This is a genomic window from Arsenicicoccus sp. UBA7492 (assembly GCF_002479615.1).
GTDB lineage: Bacteria > Actinomycetota > Actinomycetes > Actinomycetales > Dermatophilaceae > Arsenicicoccus > Arsenicicoccus bolidensis.
The window spans coordinates 1-17,279 of sequence record NZ_DLOE01000016.1; the positions used below are offsets into that span (position 1 = coordinate 1).

A 17,279-nucleotide genomic window follows, 5' to 3' on the forward strand; every position below is an offset into this window, starting at 1 on the left:
CCCCGCCGGGGGTAGAGGCATCAGCCTGGCGAACGAACGCCGGCCGATGCCTCTACCCCCGGTAGGTCTGTCCGCCTGGCGTGCCAACCCAGGAGGACGTGACTACCTGAGGTAGGTCTAGATGTCGACGGTGAGCTCGTGGCGGGGGTTGAGGTCGTCGGGGCCGCCGTAGTTGCCTCCGGGCGTGACGATCGTGCCCGCCTCGCCCTCGATCATGGCGGCCACGTCCTGCAGCCGGCCGATGCCCGCGAGATCACCGGTGAGCTCCACGAACCGGCACACAGCCTCGACCTTGGGGCCCATCGACCCCGCGGGCAGGTCCATCGCCCGCAGCATCCCCGGCGTCGCGCGCGTGATCGGCCGCTCGTCGTCCGTGCCGAAGCCCTCGACCACGTGCGCCACGTCGGTGAGGATGAACAGCGCGTCCGCCTCGAGCGCCTCGGCGAGCCGCCCGGCGGTGAGGTCCTTGTCGACGACCGCCTCGACGCCCTTGAGCTTGCCCTTGTCGTCACGGATGACGGGTATGCCGCCACCGCCCGCACAGACCACCACCGCACCCGACGACAGCAGCAGCCGGATGATGCGGGTCTCGACGATGCGCTGCGGCGTCGGCGAGGCGACCACGCGGCGCCAGCCCTTGGTGTCCTGCTTGACCTCCCAGCCGCGCTCCTCGGCCTTGGAGCGCGCCTCGGCCTCGGTGTAGGTCTCGCCGACGAACTTGGTGGGGTCCTTGAACGCCGGGTCGTGCGCCATGACCAGGGTCTGGTTGACCATCGCGGCGACCTGGCGGCCGGGCAGGGCGTTCTGCAGGGACTGCAGCAGCCAGTAGCCGATCATCCCCTGCGTCTGCGCCCCCAGGGCGTCGAAGGGGAAGGGCTCGGACAGGTTGGGGTCGTTGGCGGACTCCAGCGCCAGCACCCCGACCTGCGGGCCGTTGCCGTGGGTGATCACCAGCTCGTGCTCCTCCGCGAGCGGCGCGAGGGCCCGGGCCGCGGCCTTGGCGCGCTCGAGCTGCGTGGACGCGTCGGGCTTCTCGCCCCGCTCGAGCAGGGCGTTGCCGCCGAGGGCGACGACGATGCGCACGAGTCAGTCCCCCAGGGTGGCGACCATGACCGCCTTGATCGTGTGCATGCGGTTCTCCGCCTGGTCGAAGACGATCGACGCCTCGGACTCGAAGACCTCGTCGGTGACCTCGAGGGCCTCCATGCCGGTGGCCTGGAAGATGTCCTCCCCCACCTTGGTGGCCCGGTCGTGGAAGGCCGGCAGGCAGTGCATGAACTTGACCTGCGGGTTGCCTGTCGCCTCCATCGTGGCCTTGTTGACCTGGTAGTCCTTGAGCAGCGCGATCCGCTCGTCCCAGACCTCCTTGGGCTCACCCATCGACACCCACACGTCGGTGTAGAGGAAGTCCGCGCCGCGCACCCCCGCCTCGACGTCGTCGGTGATCGTGATGCGGGCACCGGTCTGCTCCGCGATCCCGCGCGCCAAGGCGACGACCTCCTCGGTGTTCTGCAGCGACGTCGGCGCGACCATGCGCACGTCCATCCCGGCCATGGCGCCGGACACCAGCAGCGAGTTGCCGACGTTGTTGCGCGCGTCACCGAGATAGGCGAAGGCGATCTGCGACAGCGGCTTGTCCGAGTGCTCGGTCATCGTGAGCTGGTCGGCGAGCATCTGGGTGGGGTGCCACTCGTCGGTCAGGCCGTTCCACACCGGGACGCCCGCGAACTCCCCGAGCGTCTCGACGAGCGACTGCGCGAAGCCGCGGTACTCGATGCCGTCATACATGCGCCCCAGCACCCGCGCGGTGTCCTTCATCGACTCCTTGTGCCCGATCTGCGAGCCCGTGGGCTCGAGGTAGGTCACCCCCGCGCCCTGGTCGTACGCCGCGACCTCGAAGGCGCAGCGCGTCCGGGTCGAGGTCTTCTCGAAGATCAGCGCGATGTTCTTGCCCCGCAGCCGCGGCTGCTCGGTGCCGGCGTACTTCGCGGCCTTGAGGTCCGCGGACAGCTTCAGCAGGTGCTTCCACTCCGCGGGGGTGAAGTCCACCTCCTTGAGGAAGTTGCGGTGGCGCAGGGTGAACGACATCAGATGTCCTCTCGCTCGATGGGGCAGCTCATGCAGCGCGGGCCGCCACGGCCCCGGCCCAGCTCGCTCCCCTTGATGGTGACCACCTCGACACCGTTGTCGCGCAGGTGGTCGTTGCTCGTGGTGTTTCGCTCGTAGGCGATCACCACGCCGGGCCGGACGGTGAGCACGTTGCAGCCGTCGTCCCACTGCTCCCGCTCCGCCGCCGCCAGGTCCTGGTCGGCGGTCAGGGTGCGGATGTCGTCGAGGCCGATCGCTCTTGCGATCGCCCTGTGCATGTCCTCGGGTGCGTGGGACCGGACCCGCAGCCGGCCGGGTTCGTCCCCCGGGGTCAGGGTGTATGCCGGGAGCATCCCCAGCCCGGCGTACTTCGTGAAGGTGTGCTCGTCGACCATCGACATGACGGTGTCGAGATGCATCATCGCGCGTCCCTGCGGCATGGCGATCGCGACGACGCTGGTGGCGGCTTGCGCTTTGAACAGCTGCTGCGCCAGCCGCTCCACCGCCTGGGGGGTCGTGCGCTCCGACATACCGACGAGGACCCCGCCTCGCCCCAGCACGTGCACGTCGCCGCCCTCCATCGAGGCCAGCCCGGTGCCGAGGCCGTCCGACCAGCGGGTGAGGGAGTGGTCGCCGCCGGACAGCTCCGGGTGCCAGTGGTAGATCGCCTCGTAGTGCAGGGACTCGCGCACGCGCGCCGTCATGCGCATCGAGTTGATCGACACCCCGCCGTAGACCCAGCAGGTCGTGTCCCGCGTGAACAGGTGGTTGGGCAGCGGCGCCAGCACGAACTGGTCGCGCCCCATCGAGTGCAGGACCAGCGAGGCGGGCTCGTGCGGCATACGGCCGAGCATCTCCTGCTTGGTGATCCCGCCGATGAGGACCGAGGCGAGCTCCCCGGAGCCCATGCCCGACAGGACCTCGAGCATCGGGTCGATGGCCTGCGGGCCGAAGACCTCGTCGTCGAGGAGGTGGTCGAACAGGAACTGGCGGGCGGCCGGGTGCTCGAGCGTCTCGGTCAGGATGTCCTGCAGGTAGAGGACCTCCACGTCGAGGTCGCGCAGCGCCTGGGCGAACTCGTCGTGCTCCTTCTGCGCCTCCTCGAACCACGGCAGGTCGTCGAAGAGCAGGGCCTCCTTGTTGCTCGGCGTGAGGCGCGCCAGCTCACGGTCGGGGCGGTGCAGCAGCACCCGGCGGAGCTGGCCGACCTCGGAGCCGACGTAGGCTCTGCGCTCGCTCGTCATCTGGGTTCCCTCGCTCGCTGGTTCTGGGTGGATCGCCCCTCGCTCGAAGGCTTCCCCGCCGTGGTCCGCCCCTATCAAAGCGCAGAGCGGGCCCTGCGCCTACACCGGGGAGGGTGCCGATCTCGCTGGTCAGAGCGGGTGGTGAGTGTTCATGCTGCACCGGGTCGAGCGGCACACGGTATGCCGCAGATAGGTATGCGCGGCAGCGCATCTCGTCAGGTGAGGCGCACCCGGTCGTCGATCGACGTGCGGGGAGGCATACGGTGTATGCCGTGCCTCACCCATCGGCACGCTGGCCCCCGACGGCGTGGGCCACCGCACGACCCATCAGAGAGGAAGGCCACCACTCATGGCCACGATCGACGAGACCACCCCAGCACCGACCAGACCCTCGTCCAGGGACGACCGAGGATTCGTCGGGCACCCGAAGGGCCTGGCCTGGTTGTTCCAGGTCGAGTTCTGGGAGCGGTTCTCGTACTACGGGATGAAGGCCATCCTCCTGTACTTCATCATCGCCACGGTCGGCGAGGGCGGCCTGGGGATGGAGAAGTCGACCGGCGAGGCGATCGTCGCGACCTACGGCGCCGCCGTCTACCTGCTGGCCATCCCCGGCGGGCTCGCCGCGGACCGGCTGCTGGGCGCCTGGAGGTCCACGCTCTACGGCGGCATCATCATCATGGCCGGCCACATCTGCCTGGCCCTGCCGACCGTCGCGACCGCGTGGCTCGGCATCTGCCTGGTCGCCATCGGCACCGGGTTCATCAAGCCCAACCTGTCGACGATGGTCGGTGAGCTCTACGACCGCGACGACCCCCGCCGCGACGGTGGCTTCCAGATCTTCTACATGTCGATCAACATCGGCGCCTTCCTGTCCCCCCTGATCGTCGGCTTCCTGCAGGGCCGCTGGGGCTACCACGTCGGCTTCTCCGCCGCGGCCGTCGGCATGGGCTTCGCGATCCTGTCCTTCGTCGCCGGCAAGAAGGCCCTGCACGGCATCGGCTCCACCGTCCCCAACCCCCTGACCGGCAAGGACGGCGCCCGCGTCGCCGGCGTCGCGGTCGGCGTGGTGGTGGGCACCGCGGTGCTGTACCTCCTGTTCAACGCCCTCGAGGGCGGCGCGACCACCGCGGCCATCGTCGACACCGTCGCGGCGCTGTCGATCATCGCGGCCGTCGGCTACTTCGTCATGATGTTCCGCAGCCCCAAGGTCGACGCGACCGAGCGCAGCCACCTCGCCGCCTACATCCCGCTGTGGGTCGGCGGGGCGCTGTTCTTCATGATCTTCGAGCAGGCCGCCGTCAAGATGGCGAGCTTCGCCAAGAACAACACCCAGCTCGAGGTCGGCGGCGGCTTCACCGTCAACCCGGCGTGGTACCAGTCGATCAACCCCTTCGCGATCGTCATCCTCGCCCCGATCGTGGGCTGGTTCTTCACCCGTCGCGCCGGCCGCTTCCCGCAGACGCCGGCCAAGTTCGCGCTGTCGGTCACCCTCATCGGCCTGTCCGCCATGGTGATGGGCTGGGCCTTCGGCACCTGGACCGGCGGCTCCGCGCTCGCGCCGTTCTACTTCCTCGGTCTCGTCTTCGTCATGCAGACGGTCGCCGAGCTGTTCCTGTCCCCGGTCGGGCTGTCCGCCACGACGATGCTGGCCCCCAAGGCCTTCGCCAGCCAGGCCATGGCGCTCTGGCTGCTGACCTCGGCCGTCGGCCAGGGCATCGCCGCGCTGCTCATCAAGGGGATGGCCGGCCTGTCCGACGCGGCCTTCTACTACACCCTCGGCGGCATGACGCTGGCCTGCGCGGTCATCCTGTTCGCGCTCGTGCCGTGGACGCAGCGCAAGATGAAGGACGTCGAGGACATGCGGCGCGAGGCCTCCGACGCGGCGCGCGCAGCCCGGGCGCACTGACGGCGCCCCACCCGCAGCGGCGCTCGCTAGAGTGCCGCCCATGCGCAGACTGACCGAGCGGCAGGAGCACCTGGTCGAGGTGCTCCTGCTGCTCGGTCTGTCCCTGGGCTCCTCCGCGATCTACTCGATCCTGCGGATCATCGAGCGGACCACCCGCGAGGTCGCCCTCAACCAGCAGACCTCCACCCTCAACCAGTCGGTCACCCCCGACCGCCCCTGGCTCGACCTCGCCTACCAGCTGACCGGGATCGCCCTCGGCGTGGTCGCCCCCGCGATGGCGATCTTCCTGCTGCGGCACCGCCGCCCACCCGCCGACCCGCGCATCGGGTGGGACCGGCGTGAGCCGGGCCGCGACGCCGCGCACGGCGCCCTCCTGGCGGCGGGGATCGGCATACCGGGCCTGGGTCTGTATCTCCTCGGCCGCCACCTCGGGATCACCACCGAGGTGGTCGCGGCCGACCTCACCTCGACCTGGTGGACGATCCCGGTGCTCGTGCTGGCGGCGGTGCAGAACTCCGTGCTCGAGGAGGTCGTCGTCGTCGCCTACCTCCTCGCGCGACTGCGCCAGGCCGGTATGCCGGACCGCCTGGCGCTCGTGCTGTCCGCCCTCCTGCGCGGGAGCTACCACCTTTACCAGGGCTTCGGGGCGTTCCTCGGCAACGCCGTGATGGGCCTGGTGCTGGGCGCCTACTACCAGCGGCGCGGCCGGGTCATGCCGCTCGTCGTCGCGCACACGCTGCTCGACGTGGTCGCCTTCGTCGGCTACACGCTCGCCAAGGGCCGTCTCGGCTGGCTCTGACCCTCTCGGCACGCTCCTGGCTCGTCGTACGCCGGTAATCGATGCAGGACTAACGTCACATCACCCGAATGCCCTCCAATAGTTACGCTTCCGGCGCACTGCGACCTGTGCGTCACGGACGGCGTCGGGTGCAGAACCCGTCGCACGCCCGACGCCCGCAGTCCTGGGAGGTGTCCCGTGTCGCAGACCTACGGCCGTCACCGCGGCAGCTCCAGCGACCGGGTGGGCAACGTCGCCGCCGCCATCATCGCCCTCGCCGCCCTCGGCGGGGTGGGGGGTCGTGGCCGTGCAGGGGCGCGCCGGCTCGGGGACCGGGGACGGTCGGGGAGCCACGGCCGGGGGTGCAGGGGCCGACGGGTTCGCGGCAGGCCGAGGTCCGCACGTGCGACGACGCCACCACGATCTATGCCTCCCCCGCCCTGACCGACGCCCTCGCCCAGGTCGCCGACGACTATCGCGTCGCGCAGCGATCGGCCTGCGCCCGGGTGGCGGTGCAGCAGGCCGCGGGGCCCGCCGCACTCCCCGGGCTGCTCTCCTCGGACCGGGCCGCGCTGTGGCTCGCCCGGTCCGAGGGGGACGTCGCCGCCCTCCCCAGCTCCGTGAGGCGCACCGCCCCGCAGCTGGTCGCCAGCACCCCCGTCGTCCTCGCGATGCCCTCGGCCATGGCCGACACGGGCACCTGGGGCTGGCCACCCGGCCGCTCACCCCCGACGCCTGGCGTTCGTGGATGCTGGGGCGGTCGACCTGGGCCCAGACCGGGCACCCCGAGTGGGCGTCCTTCTCGATCCGTATGGCGGACCCGGCGACCAGCCCCACCGCTGCCATCGGGTTCGGAGCCATGATCACCCTCGCCAACGGCGGGCCGCTCGCCAAGGCGCCGGACTACGCGGAGCCGAGCGACAAGGACCTCGCCGTCATCAAGGTCGAGCACCGCATCACCTCGCTCGCCGGCAACGACGGGGACGTGCTCCCTGACCAGGACGACACCCTCTCCGAGGTGACCTCCCGCGCCTCGGCCTATGTCACCACCGAGAGGGCCGTCGCCGCGGACAACGCCGTGGACCCGACGGTGCCGCTGGCCGCCGTCCCCCTCGCCGGCGGCGCCGCCTCCGTGCCGCTGTCGGTGCTGGGGGTGGGAGCGACCGCCGACGACGCTCCGGGCGCTGCCTCGGCGCGGGGGTTCCGGGCCTACCTCACCTCGGCGTCCGGCCTGGCCGCCCTGCGCGCGGCCAGCCTGAGGGCGCCCGACGGCGCCGCGCCCACCGATCACCCCGCCGGCGTCGCCTATGCCGCGCCGCTGCGTCCCGCCGCCGTGCCGCTGCCCGTGCTGCAGCAGACCGTGCAGGCCTGGCGGGGCATGCACTCCCGCATCTCCTCGATGGTGCTCGTGGACGCCTCGGGGTCGATGAACCAGCACCTCGCCGGCGGGGCGACGAGCCGCATCGACCTGGTCCGCGGCCTCGTCGGCAACGTCTACCAGACCGCGTCGCCCCGGGCCCGCTCCGGCGTGTGCTTCTTTCACACCTCCAACGAACTCGGGACACCCCTGATCGAGCGCCCCACCGACCTCGCCGTCAACGAGAGCGCCGACGCCGGCCGCCAGCACATCGACGTCGTGGTGCAGGCCATGAGCAACGTCACCATCAAGGGTGGGACGCCCCTCTACCAGGCCGTCCGCGAGGCCTACGCCTACACCCTCGACGAGTACGACCCCGGCTACGTCAACCAGCTCGTGATCCTGTCCGACGGCGCAAACCGCGACACCACCAGCCCGGACACGCTCGGCCAGCTCCTCACCTACCTCAACGAGGCCAAGGACCCCCAGCGACCCGTCAGGATCATCTGCCTGGGCTACGGCGCCGAGGCAGACATGGGGGCGTTGCAGGCCATCGCCAGCGCCACCGGTGGCCGTGCGGCCCAGGTCAACAGCCCGTCCGAGATGAAGGCGGCCGTCAACCTGGCGCTCTTCTCGCTCTGACCCCCGCCGCGCGCCTCCGCACCCGTCACGGTGACGGCACAACCTGGCCCCCAGCTCACAGATGCGGGGCCCGGCGTCGGGCATGACGGAGGCCCGGCCCCCGCGTGGGGAGCCGGGCCTTCGTCGTGGCTACCTGTCGTCGAGCAGGGCTCGACGGGTCAGATCAGGCTGATCAGCGACCGACCTTGCCGTCGTTGTCGCGGTCCAGCTTGTCCTTGATCTTGTCGCCGAGGCCGACCTTGCCGTCGTTGTCGTTGCCGACCCCGTCACGCAGGCCACCCTCGCGGACGCCGCCCTCGCGCTCGACCTCGATCTCCTCCTTGCGGACGTCCTCGGTGACGCGCTGCTGCTCGGTCACCGTCTCCTTGCCCAGGGAGACCTGCTCCTTGGCCACGACGTCCTTGTCGACGACGACCTCGTCGGCCTTGAGGCGGACCTCGGCGGTCTCGTCGCCACCGATGCGGCCGCCCTCACCGTCACGGATGGGGGTGCGCTCGACGCGGACCTCCTCGTGGGTCACCGGGACCGTGACCGACTCGCGCTCGGTGCGGACGTGCTTGCGCAGGCGCACACGGCCGGCCTCGCGCTCGCGGGTCCCGACCCGCAGCTCCTCCTCGGAGCGGGTCATCGTGTTGTCGCCCTGGGTGCGGTCGCGGTCGGCCAGGGGACGACCAGCGGTCGCGTCGGCGTCGCCGTCAGCGCCGTGGTCGTTGCGGCCGGCAGTGGCGTCCGCGTCGCCGTCAGCGCCGTGGTCGTTGCGGCCGGCAGTGGCGTCCGCGTCGCCGTCAGCGCCGTGGTCGCCGCCACGGGTGCCGGCAGCGGCGTAGCCCTCGTCGTAGTCGTGGCCGTAGTAGCGGTAGAGCTCGCGCTCCTCGTCGGCGTCCAGGTGACGGTCGGCGTCCACGCGGGGGGCGTCCTTGACCTTGTCCTTGGAGAACGGGACGCGGATGGTGTCGCCATCGACCTGCGCGTCGTCGAGCGGGATGAAGGTGTTGGACGTGCCGAACAGGCCGGTGTTGACGGTCACCCAGGACGGGTTGCCGGTGCGGTCGTCGTTGTAGACGTCGCCGACCTTGCCGATCTTGTCGCCGTTGTTGTCGACGACGGTGCCGTTGAGGACCTGCTCGATGTGCTCGTTGGAGAACATGGTGGGGTTCCGCCTTTCGTTGGTTACCAAGTGCCGGATGACGCCGTCGCCGTGGACGACGGTGCCCCGCTGCTCGTAACTTGCCCAGGCCCGTCAGGCGGCAAACCCCCGAGTCCAAAAAATCTCGATACGGTCACGTGGCCACGTCTGCGCAGGTCACTGGCCTGCGGACGGCGCCCGATGCGCCGCGAGCACGGGCGGCGGCGGCTCCGAGACGGCGCGGACGACGGGCCTCAGGTCCAGCCACCACTGGTCCTTGGGACGACGGTGCGCCATGTCCATGAGCTCGAGCATCCGCGCCATGGGCGTGGCCTGCACCCGGCCCGCGACGAGGCCGACCAGCTGCGCCTCGCGGCCCCCTGCGGCGAGCTGCTCGGTCAGCAGGTCCACCGCGTGCGCCACGAGCCGCGTCGCCAGCACCCGGTCGAAGGGCGAGGGGTCGCCGCCCTGCTGGAGGTGACCGAGGACCGCCTGGCGCACGTCATACCTCTCCTGCCCCTCCTGGTCGAGGAGACGGGCGAGGAAGTCCGTCGTGTACTGCTCGCTCGCGCGCTCGTTGCGGATGGCGAGGTAGAGGCGTCGCCCGGCATCGAAGGAGGACCGGAGCCGACGCACGTCGTCCTGCAGGTCGTCGAGGGTGATGCCCTCCTCGTGGAGGTAGACGCGCTCGGCGCCGCTCGCCAGCCCGCTCATCAGCGCGAGGTAGCCGCAGTAGCGCCCCATCGTCTCGACCACGAAGCAGCGCCGTCGCGCGGAGGCGGACTGCTTGATCCGGTCGACGGCCTCGACGATCGCGTTGAGCGCGGTGTCGGTGCCGATGGCCAGCTCGGACCCCGGCAGGTTGTTGTCGATCGAGGCGGGGACGCACACCACCGGGATGCGGAAGGCCGGGTACCGGTCCCGCTCCTCCCACAGGCGGTGCGCCCCCTGGTAGCCGTTCCAGCCGCCGACGACCAGCAGCGCGTCGACGCGGGCGGCTTCCAGGCTGCGACCGATGGCATAGAGGTCCTCGATCTCGGGGACCGTGCGGCGGATCCCCAGCTCGGCACCCCCGATGGAGGTCCATCCCTCGACGTCGCCCCAGGTCAGCTCCTGCACCTGGCCGTCGCGCAGGCCGGGGAAGCCGCCGCGCACGCCGAGCATCGTGTGCCCGCGGTCGATCCCGAGGCGCACGGCGGCGCGGGCGGCGGTGTTCATGCCGGGGGCGAGCCCGCCGGCGTGCAGGATCGCGACGCGTCGGGGCGACTCGCCCTCAGCCAGGGCGGGGACCGGCGGTTCCGACATCTCGGTGAAGACCTGGGTCATCTCGGTGAACGACCCTCCCCGCAGCCGCATCGCCTCCGCGTAGTCGCCACCGGCGATGGCCGCCGGGACCTCCCGGGTGCGCTCGACGGCCTCCATGAGGGGGACCTTGGCGATGCGGTTGCCCCGTATGCCGACCACGTGGGCCACCGACCCCGGGGTCGCCGCCAGGACCTCCTCGGCCGCGGCGTAGCCCAGCCAGGTCGACGCCCACCGGTCGAAGGCGCTGGGCCGGCCACCCCGCTGCACGTGCCCGAGGATCGTCACGCGGGTGTCCTCGTCGAGGCGTTGCTCGATCGTGTCGCGCACGTACGCCGCCGTGATGGGGTTGCCCTCGCGGTCCTGGGCGCCCTCGGCCACCACGACGATCGAGTCCCGGCGACCGGCCGCGCGCCCGCGCCGCAGCTCGGCGCACATGCGGTCCTCCCAGCCGTCGGCGGGCGGGTTCTCGGGGATGAGGGCGTAGTCGCAGCCGCCCGCGATGGCGCTCATCAGCGTGAGGTAGCCGCAGTGCCGGCCCATCACCTCGACCACGAAGCTGCGCTGGTGGCTGGCCGCCGTGCTGGCGATGGCGTCGATCGCGTCCACGATCCGGTGCAGGGCGCTGTCGGCGCCGATGGTCATGTCGGTGCCGACGAGGTCGTTGTCGATGGACCCGACGAGGCCCGCGGTCATCAGGGCCGGGTGGGCGTCGGCGAGCGCCTGCTCGACCCGCCCCGTCTCGACGAGCTCGGCGAGCAGCCCGGGCCACTCCTGGCGGAACAGGTCCAGGCCGCTCAGCGACCCGTCCCCACCGATGACGATCAGCCGGTCGATGCCGCGCTCCACGAGGTTGGCGGCGGCGCGCAGCCGGCCCGCGCGCTCGCGGAAGTCTTTGCTGCGGTAGGTCCCGATCATGGTGCCGCCGCGGTGCAGGACGTTGCCGACGTCGTCCCAGCCGACCTGGCGGATGCCGTCGCCGCCGTCGACCATGCCCTGGTAGCCCTCGAAGATCGCGAAGACCTCGGCCCCGAGGTGAAGGGCGGTGCGGACGGCGCCGCGCACCGCGGCGTTCATGCCCTGCGCGTCACCGCCGCTCGTCAGGACGGCGATGCGGGGGACGGTCTCCACGGGGCTACCTCCGGCTGCGTGCGCGACTGGGCTGACGGTCCACGTCCACGACGGGGCGGACGGTCCTCGCCTCCATCCAACCGTGCCCGCCCGGGCGCCGCGCCCCGAGGGGGGTGATACGCGTTCGTCCGGGCTGGTGAGGCCCACTAACCTGGGACCCATGGTTGCCCCGATCGACGCCCTCGCCCCGGCCGTGCAGTCCGCCCTCGTCGCCGCGTTCGGCGAGGACGTGCGAGGGGCGGACCCGGTGGTGCGACCCAGCCAGTTCGCCGACGTGCAGGTGAACGCCGCCATGGCCCTGGCCAAGCGGCTCGGCCGCAAGCCGCGCGACGTCGCCGACGCGATCGTCGAGCACCTCGAGACGGGCGACCTCATCGCGTCCGCCGAGGTCAGCGGCCCGGGCTTCATCAACGTGACCTTCAGCGACGCGTGGATCGCCCAGCAGGTGCAGGCCGCCCAGGCGGACCCGCGGCTCGGCGTGGCCACCCAGCCGGCCGAGGTCATCCCGATCGACTACTCCGCGCCCAACGTCGCCAAGGAGATGCACGTCGGCCACCTGCGCACGACGATCATCGGCGACTCGCTCGCCCGCACCCTCGAGCACCTCGGCCACACAGTCATCCGGCAGAACCACGTCGGCGACTGGGGCACCCCCTTCGGGATGCTGGTCGAGCACCTACTCGAGGTCGGCGAGGACTCCCCGGAGGCGCACGTCGTCGAGACCGACCCCAACGCGTTCTACCAGGCAGCCCGCGCGAAGTTCGACGGGTCCGAGGACTTCGCGACGCGCGCCCGTGCCCGGGTCGTCCGGCTGCAGGCCGGCGACCCCGAGACGCTGCGGCTCTGGGGCAAGCTCTACGACCTGTCCAAGGTCTACTTCAACAAGGTCTACTCCACCCTCGGCGTGACCCTCACCGACGACGACCTGGCCGGTGAGTCGTCGTACAACGAGGACCTCCCCGGTATCTGCGCCGACCTCGAGGCCAAGGGCATCGCGACCATGGACGACGGCGCGCTCGTCGTCTTCCTCCCCGGCTTCACCGGCCGCGAGGACAAGCCCGTCCCGCTGTTCATCCGCAAGTCCGACGGCGGCTACGGCTACGGCACCACCGACCTGGCGACGGTCAAGCACCGCGTCGAGGACCTGCACGCCGACCGGATCCTGTATGTCGTGGGCGTGACCCAGAGCCTGCACCTGCAGATGGTCTACGAGACCGCGCGGCAGGCGGGCTACCTGCCGAAGGACCCCGCCGAGGTGCAGGTCGAGCACGTCAAGATCGGGTCGGTCCTCGGCGAGGACCGCAAGATCCTCAAGACCCGGTCCGGCGCCCCCCTGCGCCTCATGTACCTCCTCGACGAGGCCGTGCAGCACGCCCGCGCCTACATCGACGAGGCGCGCCCCGAGCTCCCCGAGCAGGAGCGGGCCGGCATCGCGCGGATGGTCGGCATCGGCGGCGTGAAGTATGCCGACCTGTCGGTCGCCCACGACTCGGACTACGTCTTCGACCTCGACCGGATGCTCGCGCTCACCGGCAACACCGGCCCCTACCTGCAGTACGCCACGGCCCGGCTGCGGTCCATCCTGCGCAGCGCCGGCGTGGACCCCGAGGCGCAGGACGCCCCCGTGCTCGTCACCGAGCCCGCCGAGCGCGAGCTGGCCCTCAAGCTCCTCGACCTCGACGGCGTCCTGGCGCAGGTCGGCGCGATCTACGAGCCGCACCGCCTGTGCACCTACCTCTTCGAGCTGGCCCAGACCTTCTCGTCGTTCTACGAGGCGTGCCCGGTGCTCAAGGCGGACGACGAGCAGACCCGGGCGTCGCGCCTGACGCTGTGCGCCCTCACGCTCCGCACCCTCGTGCAGGGCCTGGACCTGCTCGGCGTGGAGGCTCCCGAGCGCATGTGACCGACCCCACGTGGGGCGGGCTCTCGGCATACGGCCCAGTCCCCCGCAGGGGGCAGGGTGAGGTTAGCCTGTGTGCCATGGCTCAGAAGCGCCCCCACGTGGTGATCATCGGATCCGGATTCGGCGGGCTCTTCGCCGCCCAGGAGCTCAAGGACGCCGACGTCGACGTGACGATCGTCGGCAAGACCGTCTACCACCTGTTCCAGCCCCTGCTGTACCAGGTCGCCACCGGCATCCTCAGCCCCGGCGAGATCGCTCCCAGCACGCGCGAGGTGCTCAAGGGCCAGCGCAACGCCAAGGTCATCATGAGCGAGGTCACCAGCATCGACGTCGACGCCCGCACGGTGACGGCCGAGGCGCTGCAGCACGAGACGACCCTGCACTACGACTACCTGATCGTGGCCGCCGGCGCCGGCCAGTCCTACTTCGGCAACGACCACTTCGCGGTCTACGCCCCCGGGATGAAGACCATCGACGACGCCCTCGAGCTGCGCGCCCGCATCTTCGGCGCCTTCGAGGTCGCCGAGCTGTCCGAGGACCCGGCCGAGCGCGAGCGGCTGATGACCTTCGTGGTCGTCGGGGCCGGACCGACCGGCGTCGAGATGGCCGGACAGATCAAGGACCTTGCGACCAACACCCTCAAGGGCAACTTCCGCTCCATCGACTCCACGCAGGCCCGCGTGATCCTCATCGACGGGGCCCCTGCCGTCCTCGGGGCGTTCGGCGACAAGCTGTCCAGCCGCGCCAAGGCCGAGCTCGAGCGCATCGGCGTGGAGGTCATCCTCGACGCCCTGGTCACCGACGTGAACTCGGAGTCCGTGACCTACAAGCGCAAGGACGGCTCGACCGAGCGCATCGGCGCCGTCTGCAAGGTGTGGGCGGCCGGCGTCCAGGCCAGCCCCCTCGGAGCCACCCTCGGCAGGCAGACGGGCGCCGAGGTGGACCGGGCCGGCCGCATCTCGGTCAACCCCGACCTGACGCTGCCGGGGCACCCCGAGATCTTCGTCGTCGGCGACATGATGAGCCTCGACAAGCTGCCCGGCGTCGCGCAGGTCGCGATCCAGGGTGGCCAGCACGCCGCCCGCGCGGTCGCCTCCGACCTGGCCGGCGCCCGCGACACCTCGCCGTTCCAGTACAAGGACCGCGGGTCGATGGCCGTGATCAGCAAGTTCGGCGCCATCGCGAGCATCGGCAAGATCAAGCTGACGGGCTTCCCGGCGTGGCTGGCCTGGCTGTTCGTGCACCTCATCAACATCGTGGGCTTCAAGCACCGGGTGACGACGCTGATGCACTGGGCCATCGCGTTCCTGTCCACGGGTCGGGCCGAGCGCACGACCACGCGCCAGCAGCTCGTCGGACGCCTCGCGGTGAGCCAGCTCGGCAGCCAGTTCCAGCCGACGATCGGCGGCGTGCGCCTGCCCCTCGAGCAGCCCTACGACCCCGAGGCCGCCGACCGCCGCACCCGCTGACCCGCCCCCGGCCGAGGCATCGACCGGCCTACGTCCCCCAGGCGGGTGTGACGGAGGCCGGTCGATCTGTCTGCGGCGGCTCCGCCGGGCCCCGCCGGGCGCAACGGGTGGACTCCGCCACCGTCATCGGTGGTCGAACCCACCCGTTCCTGTGCGGGGTCGCGGACGGTGGACCGTGGTCAGACGGGGCGCTCGGCGCCGCGGCGCTCCTCGAGGTGCTTCATGGCGGGCGTCGCCAGCACGCCGTGCACCATCACGCTCACCACGATCGCAAAGGTCACCGTCGCCCACAGCGCCTTCTGCTCCGGCCACTCGTGCTGAGCCGTCGCGAAGGCCATGTAGAACACGGAGCCGATGCCGCGGACGCCGAACATCGCGGTCACGACCTTCTCGCGCGAGCCCAGCTGCTTGGTGCCGATCAGCGAGACCCAGCCGCACAGGGGGCGGATGACGAGCACGAGGGCGACGGCGACGAGCATGCCCTGCCAGCTCAGCGCCGACAGCTGCCCCGACGACAGGGAGGCGCCGAGCAGCAGGAGGATCAGCAGCGTCAGCACGGACTCGACGTGCTCGATGGCGTCGTGGAGCCGGCCGTGGTACTCGTGGCCGCGCTCGGCAGCGCGCAGCGTCACCGCGCAGACGAACACGGCGAGGAAGCCGTAGCCGTGCAGGACCTCGGCCAGTCCGTAGACGGTGGCGACCAGCGCCAGCCCGAGCATCGGCTCACCGACGTCCGCGAGGCGCAGGTTGTCCCACTGCGCGCGGAACGCCACCTTGCCGAAGACCCAGCCGCCCGCCAGCCCGACGAGCGCGCCGATGGCGATCTTGCCGACCAGCTCCATCCCGATCCAGTGCCAGCCCCACTCCGCGACTGGCCCCTTGGTGGCGAGGAACAACGCGAACCACACGAACGGGAAGGCCAGGGCGTCGTTGAGCCCGGCCTCGGACGTGAGGGCGAAGCGCACCTCGTCGTCCTCCTCCTCGGGGCTCTCCTCCTCGCCGCTGACGCTCGGCCCGGCGACCTGCACGTCCGACGCGAGCACCGGGTCGGTGGGAGCGAGCACGGCGCCGAGCAGGATGGCGGCGGCCGGTGACAGCGCCAGCGCCCACCAGCCGAGCAGTGCCACGGCAGCGATGCACAACGGCATCGCTATCCCGAGCAAACGCCAGGTCGGTCGCCAGGCCCTCCAGGCGAACGGCCGGTCGATGGCCAGGCCGACGCCCATGAGGGAGACGAGGACGCAGACCTCGGCGACGTGCTGGGTGATGGTCTGCTGGAAGACGGGCGCGATCGGCTCGTCGCCGGGCAGGAACCAGCCGACGGCGATGCCGACGAACAGCACCACCATCGGGGCGGAGATGGCGCGCTCGCGCAGGAGCCTCGGCAGGAAGGCACCGAGCAGCAGGCCGATCCCCGCGACGAGATAGACGACCCCGGTGACCACCTCAGCCGCGCCAGGTCAGCGCGGGCAGGCCGGACACACCAGGCCGTATGGCGCACACCCCGCCGGCCAGGGGGTCGTCGCCATCGTCGAGGCCCTCTCTGGAGGTGGTGATGTAGAGGGTGCCGAGGTCGTCGCCGCCGAAGGTGCAGGCGGTGACCTGCCGGGCGGGGACCTGCACGACCTCGTCGAGCCGTCCCTGCGGGGTGTAGCGGCGCACCTCGCCGTCGCCGTTCATCGCCATCCAGACCCCACCCTCGGCATCGACGGTGAGCCCGTCGGGGCTGCCGTCCGGACCGAGGTCCACGAGCGTGCGGGGGGCCTCGATGGCGGCGGTCCCGTCATACGGGAAGGAGATGACCCGGTGGGTGGCGGTGTCGGCGTAGTAGCCGGTCGCGCCATCGGGGCTCCAGACGATGCCGTTGGAGACGGTGACGGGGTCGAGGGCCACGTGCGCGGACAGGTCCTCGTCCATGACGTAGAGGGTGGCGGCGTCGGGCTGCTGGTCGTAGGCCATCGACCCGACCCAGAACCGGCCGTCCGGGTCGCAGCCGCCCTCGTTGAGCCGGATGCCGTCGGGCACGAAGGTCGGGCCGACCGTGAGCTCGGTCAGGTCGTCGCGCCGGGTGCTGGCGACGGCCCGCTCGAGCGCCAGGACCGCGCCACCGCCCTCGCGTGGGCGCAGGCAGGCGACGACGGTGCCGACGTGGGTGCGGGTGGGCTCACCGTCGGGCCGCAGGGTCATGACGTCGCCGGCGAGCATGTCCACCCACCGCAGCCCCCACGAGGGCCACCAGACCGGCCCCTCGGCGTGGTAGCAGATGGGATCGGTCACGGGGTCGGCGCGCATGGGCCTCACCCTAGGCGAGCGCGTGCGGGCTGCGGGTCCTA

12 protein-coding genes are annotated in these 17,279 nt (G+C 71.4%); 5 read left to right on the forward strand and 7 right to left on the reverse strand.

What is annotated here, in order from left to right; all coding sequences use genetic code 11:
• Window positions 1–117: 117 nt before the first annotated feature.
• The 3 genes from B4E97_RS04285 to B4E97_RS04295 are packed head-to-tail and all read right to left on the reverse strand — an operon-like array spanning window position 118 to window position 3,332.
• Window positions 118–1,083: a carbamate kinase gene (locus B4E97_RS04285; protein ID WP_286958815.1), complete on the reverse strand. Its 966-nt coding sequence runs from the start codon at window positions 1,081–1,083 to the stop codon at window positions 118–120.
• 3 nt (window positions 1,084–1,086) lie between these two features.
• The gene (argF, locus tag B4E97_RS04290; RefSeq protein ID WP_154592248.1) at window positions 1,087–2,088 is read right to left on the reverse strand and encodes an ornithine carbamoyltransferase; all 1,002 of its coding nucleotides are present in this window, start codon (window positions 2,086–2,088) and stop codon (window positions 1,087–1,089) included.
• The gene (locus B4E97_RS04295; protein ID WP_286958816.1) at window positions 2,088–3,332 is read right to left on the reverse strand and encodes an arginine deiminase; all 1,245 of its coding nucleotides are present in this window, start codon (window positions 3,330–3,332) and stop codon (window positions 2,088–2,090) included. Before B4E97_RS04295 ends, argF begins: the two co-directional genes overlap by 1 nt.
• A 349-nt stretch (window positions 3,333–3,681) precedes the next feature.
• On the opposite strand from B4E97_RS04295, the gene B4E97_RS04300 reads away from it, so the two are divergent.
• The 3 genes from B4E97_RS04300 to B4E97_RS04310 all read left to right on the forward strand — a co-directional run bounded on the left by B4E97_RS04300 (window position 3,682) and on the right by B4E97_RS04310 (window position 8,015).
• Window positions 3,682–5,238, forward strand: coding sequence for a peptide MFS transporter (locus B4E97_RS04300; RefSeq protein ID WP_286958817.1), 1,557 nt, complete (start codon window positions 3,682–3,684; stop codon window positions 5,236–5,238).
• A 40-nt stretch (window positions 5,239–5,278) separates the two neighbouring features.
• Window positions 5,279–6,037 (forward strand): CPBP family intramembrane glutamic endopeptidase, encoded by a 759-nt coding sequence (locus tag B4E97_RS04305; RefSeq protein ID WP_286958818.1) that lies wholly within the window; start codon window positions 5,279–5,281, stop codon window positions 6,035–6,037.
• Window positions 6,038–6,764: 727 nt separating this feature from the next.
• The gene (locus B4E97_RS04310) at window positions 6,765–8,015 is read left to right on the forward strand and encodes a vWA domain-containing protein (protein WP_349681165.1); all 1,251 of its coding nucleotides are present in this window, start codon (window positions 6,765–6,767) and stop codon (window positions 8,013–8,015) included.
• A gap of 172 nt (window positions 8,016–8,187) precedes the next feature.
• On the opposite strand, the gene B4E97_RS04315 is transcribed toward B4E97_RS04310, so the two are convergent.
• Window positions 8,188–9,162 carry a PRC and DUF2382 domain-containing protein gene (locus B4E97_RS04315; RefSeq protein WP_286958821.1) on the reverse strand — a complete coding sequence of 325 codons (975 nt, stop codon included), beginning with the start codon at window positions 9,160–9,162 and terminating at the stop codon, window positions 8,188–8,190.
• Window positions 9,163–9,318: 156 nt separating this feature from the next.
• Entirely contained in the window at window positions 9,319–11,574 is a 2,256-nt protein-coding gene (locus B4E97_RS04320; RefSeq protein WP_286958822.1) for a 6-phosphofructokinase, read from the reverse strand.
• 160 nt (window positions 11,575–11,734) lie between these two features.
• Here B4E97_RS04320 and argS point away from each other — a divergent pair, with 160 nt between their 5' ends.
• Window positions 11,735–13,477 (forward strand): arginine--tRNA ligase, encoded by a 1,743-nt coding sequence (gene argS / locus B4E97_RS04325; RefSeq protein ID WP_286958823.1) that lies wholly within the window; start codon window positions 11,735–11,737, stop codon window positions 13,475–13,477.
• A 77-nt stretch (window positions 13,478–13,554) separates the two neighbouring features.
• Entirely contained in the window at window positions 13,555–14,946 is a 1,392-nt protein-coding gene (locus tag B4E97_RS04330; RefSeq protein ID WP_286958825.1) for an NAD(P)/FAD-dependent oxidoreductase, read from the forward strand.
• A gap of 179 nt (window positions 14,947–15,125) precedes the next feature.
• Here B4E97_RS04330 and B4E97_RS04335 read toward each other — a convergent pair whose 3' ends face one another.
• The gene (locus tag B4E97_RS04335; RefSeq protein ID WP_286958826.1) at window positions 15,126–16,391 is read right to left on the reverse strand and encodes a cation:proton antiporter; all 1,266 of its coding nucleotides are present in this window, start codon (window positions 16,389–16,391) and stop codon (window positions 15,126–15,128) included.
• A 1-nt stretch (window position 16,392) separates the two neighbouring features.
• Entirely contained in the window at window positions 16,393–17,238 is an 846-nt protein-coding gene (locus B4E97_RS04340; RefSeq protein WP_019287463.1) for an SMP-30/gluconolactonase/LRE family protein, read from the reverse strand.
• Window positions 17,239–17,279 lie beyond the last annotated feature (41 nt).

Bases quoted from the DNA above. Each gene is read 5' to 3' on its own strand.
- argF (WP_154592248.1), bottom strand. From the start codon at position 2,088: ATGTCGTTCACCCTGCGCCACCGCAACTTCCTCAAGGAGGTGGACTTC.
- B4E97_RS04295 (WP_286958816.1), bottom strand. From the start codon at position 3,332: ATGACGAGCGAGCGCAGAGCCTACGTCGGCTCCGAGGTCGGCCAGCTC.
- B4E97_RS04300 (WP_286958817.1), top strand. From the start codon at position 3,682: ATGGCCACGATCGACGAGACCACCCCAGCACCGACCAGACCCTCGTCC.
- B4E97_RS04305 (WP_286958818.1), top strand. From the start codon at position 5,279: ATGCGCAGACTGACCGAGCGGCAGGAGCACCTGGTCGAGGTGCTCCTG.
- B4E97_RS04310 (WP_349681165.1), top strand. From the start codon at position 6,765: ATGCTGGGGCGGTCGACCTGGGCCCAGACCGGGCACCCCGAGTGGGCG.
- B4E97_RS04315 (WP_286958821.1), bottom strand. From the start codon at position 9,162: ATGTTCTCCAACGAGCACATCGAGCAGGTCCTCAACGGCACCGTCGTC.
- argS (WP_286958823.1), top strand. From the start codon at position 11,735: ATGGTTGCCCCGATCGACGCCCTCGCCCCGGCCGTGCAGTCCGCCCTC.
- B4E97_RS04330 (WP_286958825.1), top strand. From the start codon at position 13,555: ATGGCTCAGAAGCGCCCCCACGTGGTGATCATCGGATCCGGATTCGGC.
- B4E97_RS04340 (WP_019287463.1), bottom strand. From the start codon at position 17,238: ATGCGCGCCGACCCCGTGACCGATCCCATCTGCTACCACGCCGAGGGG.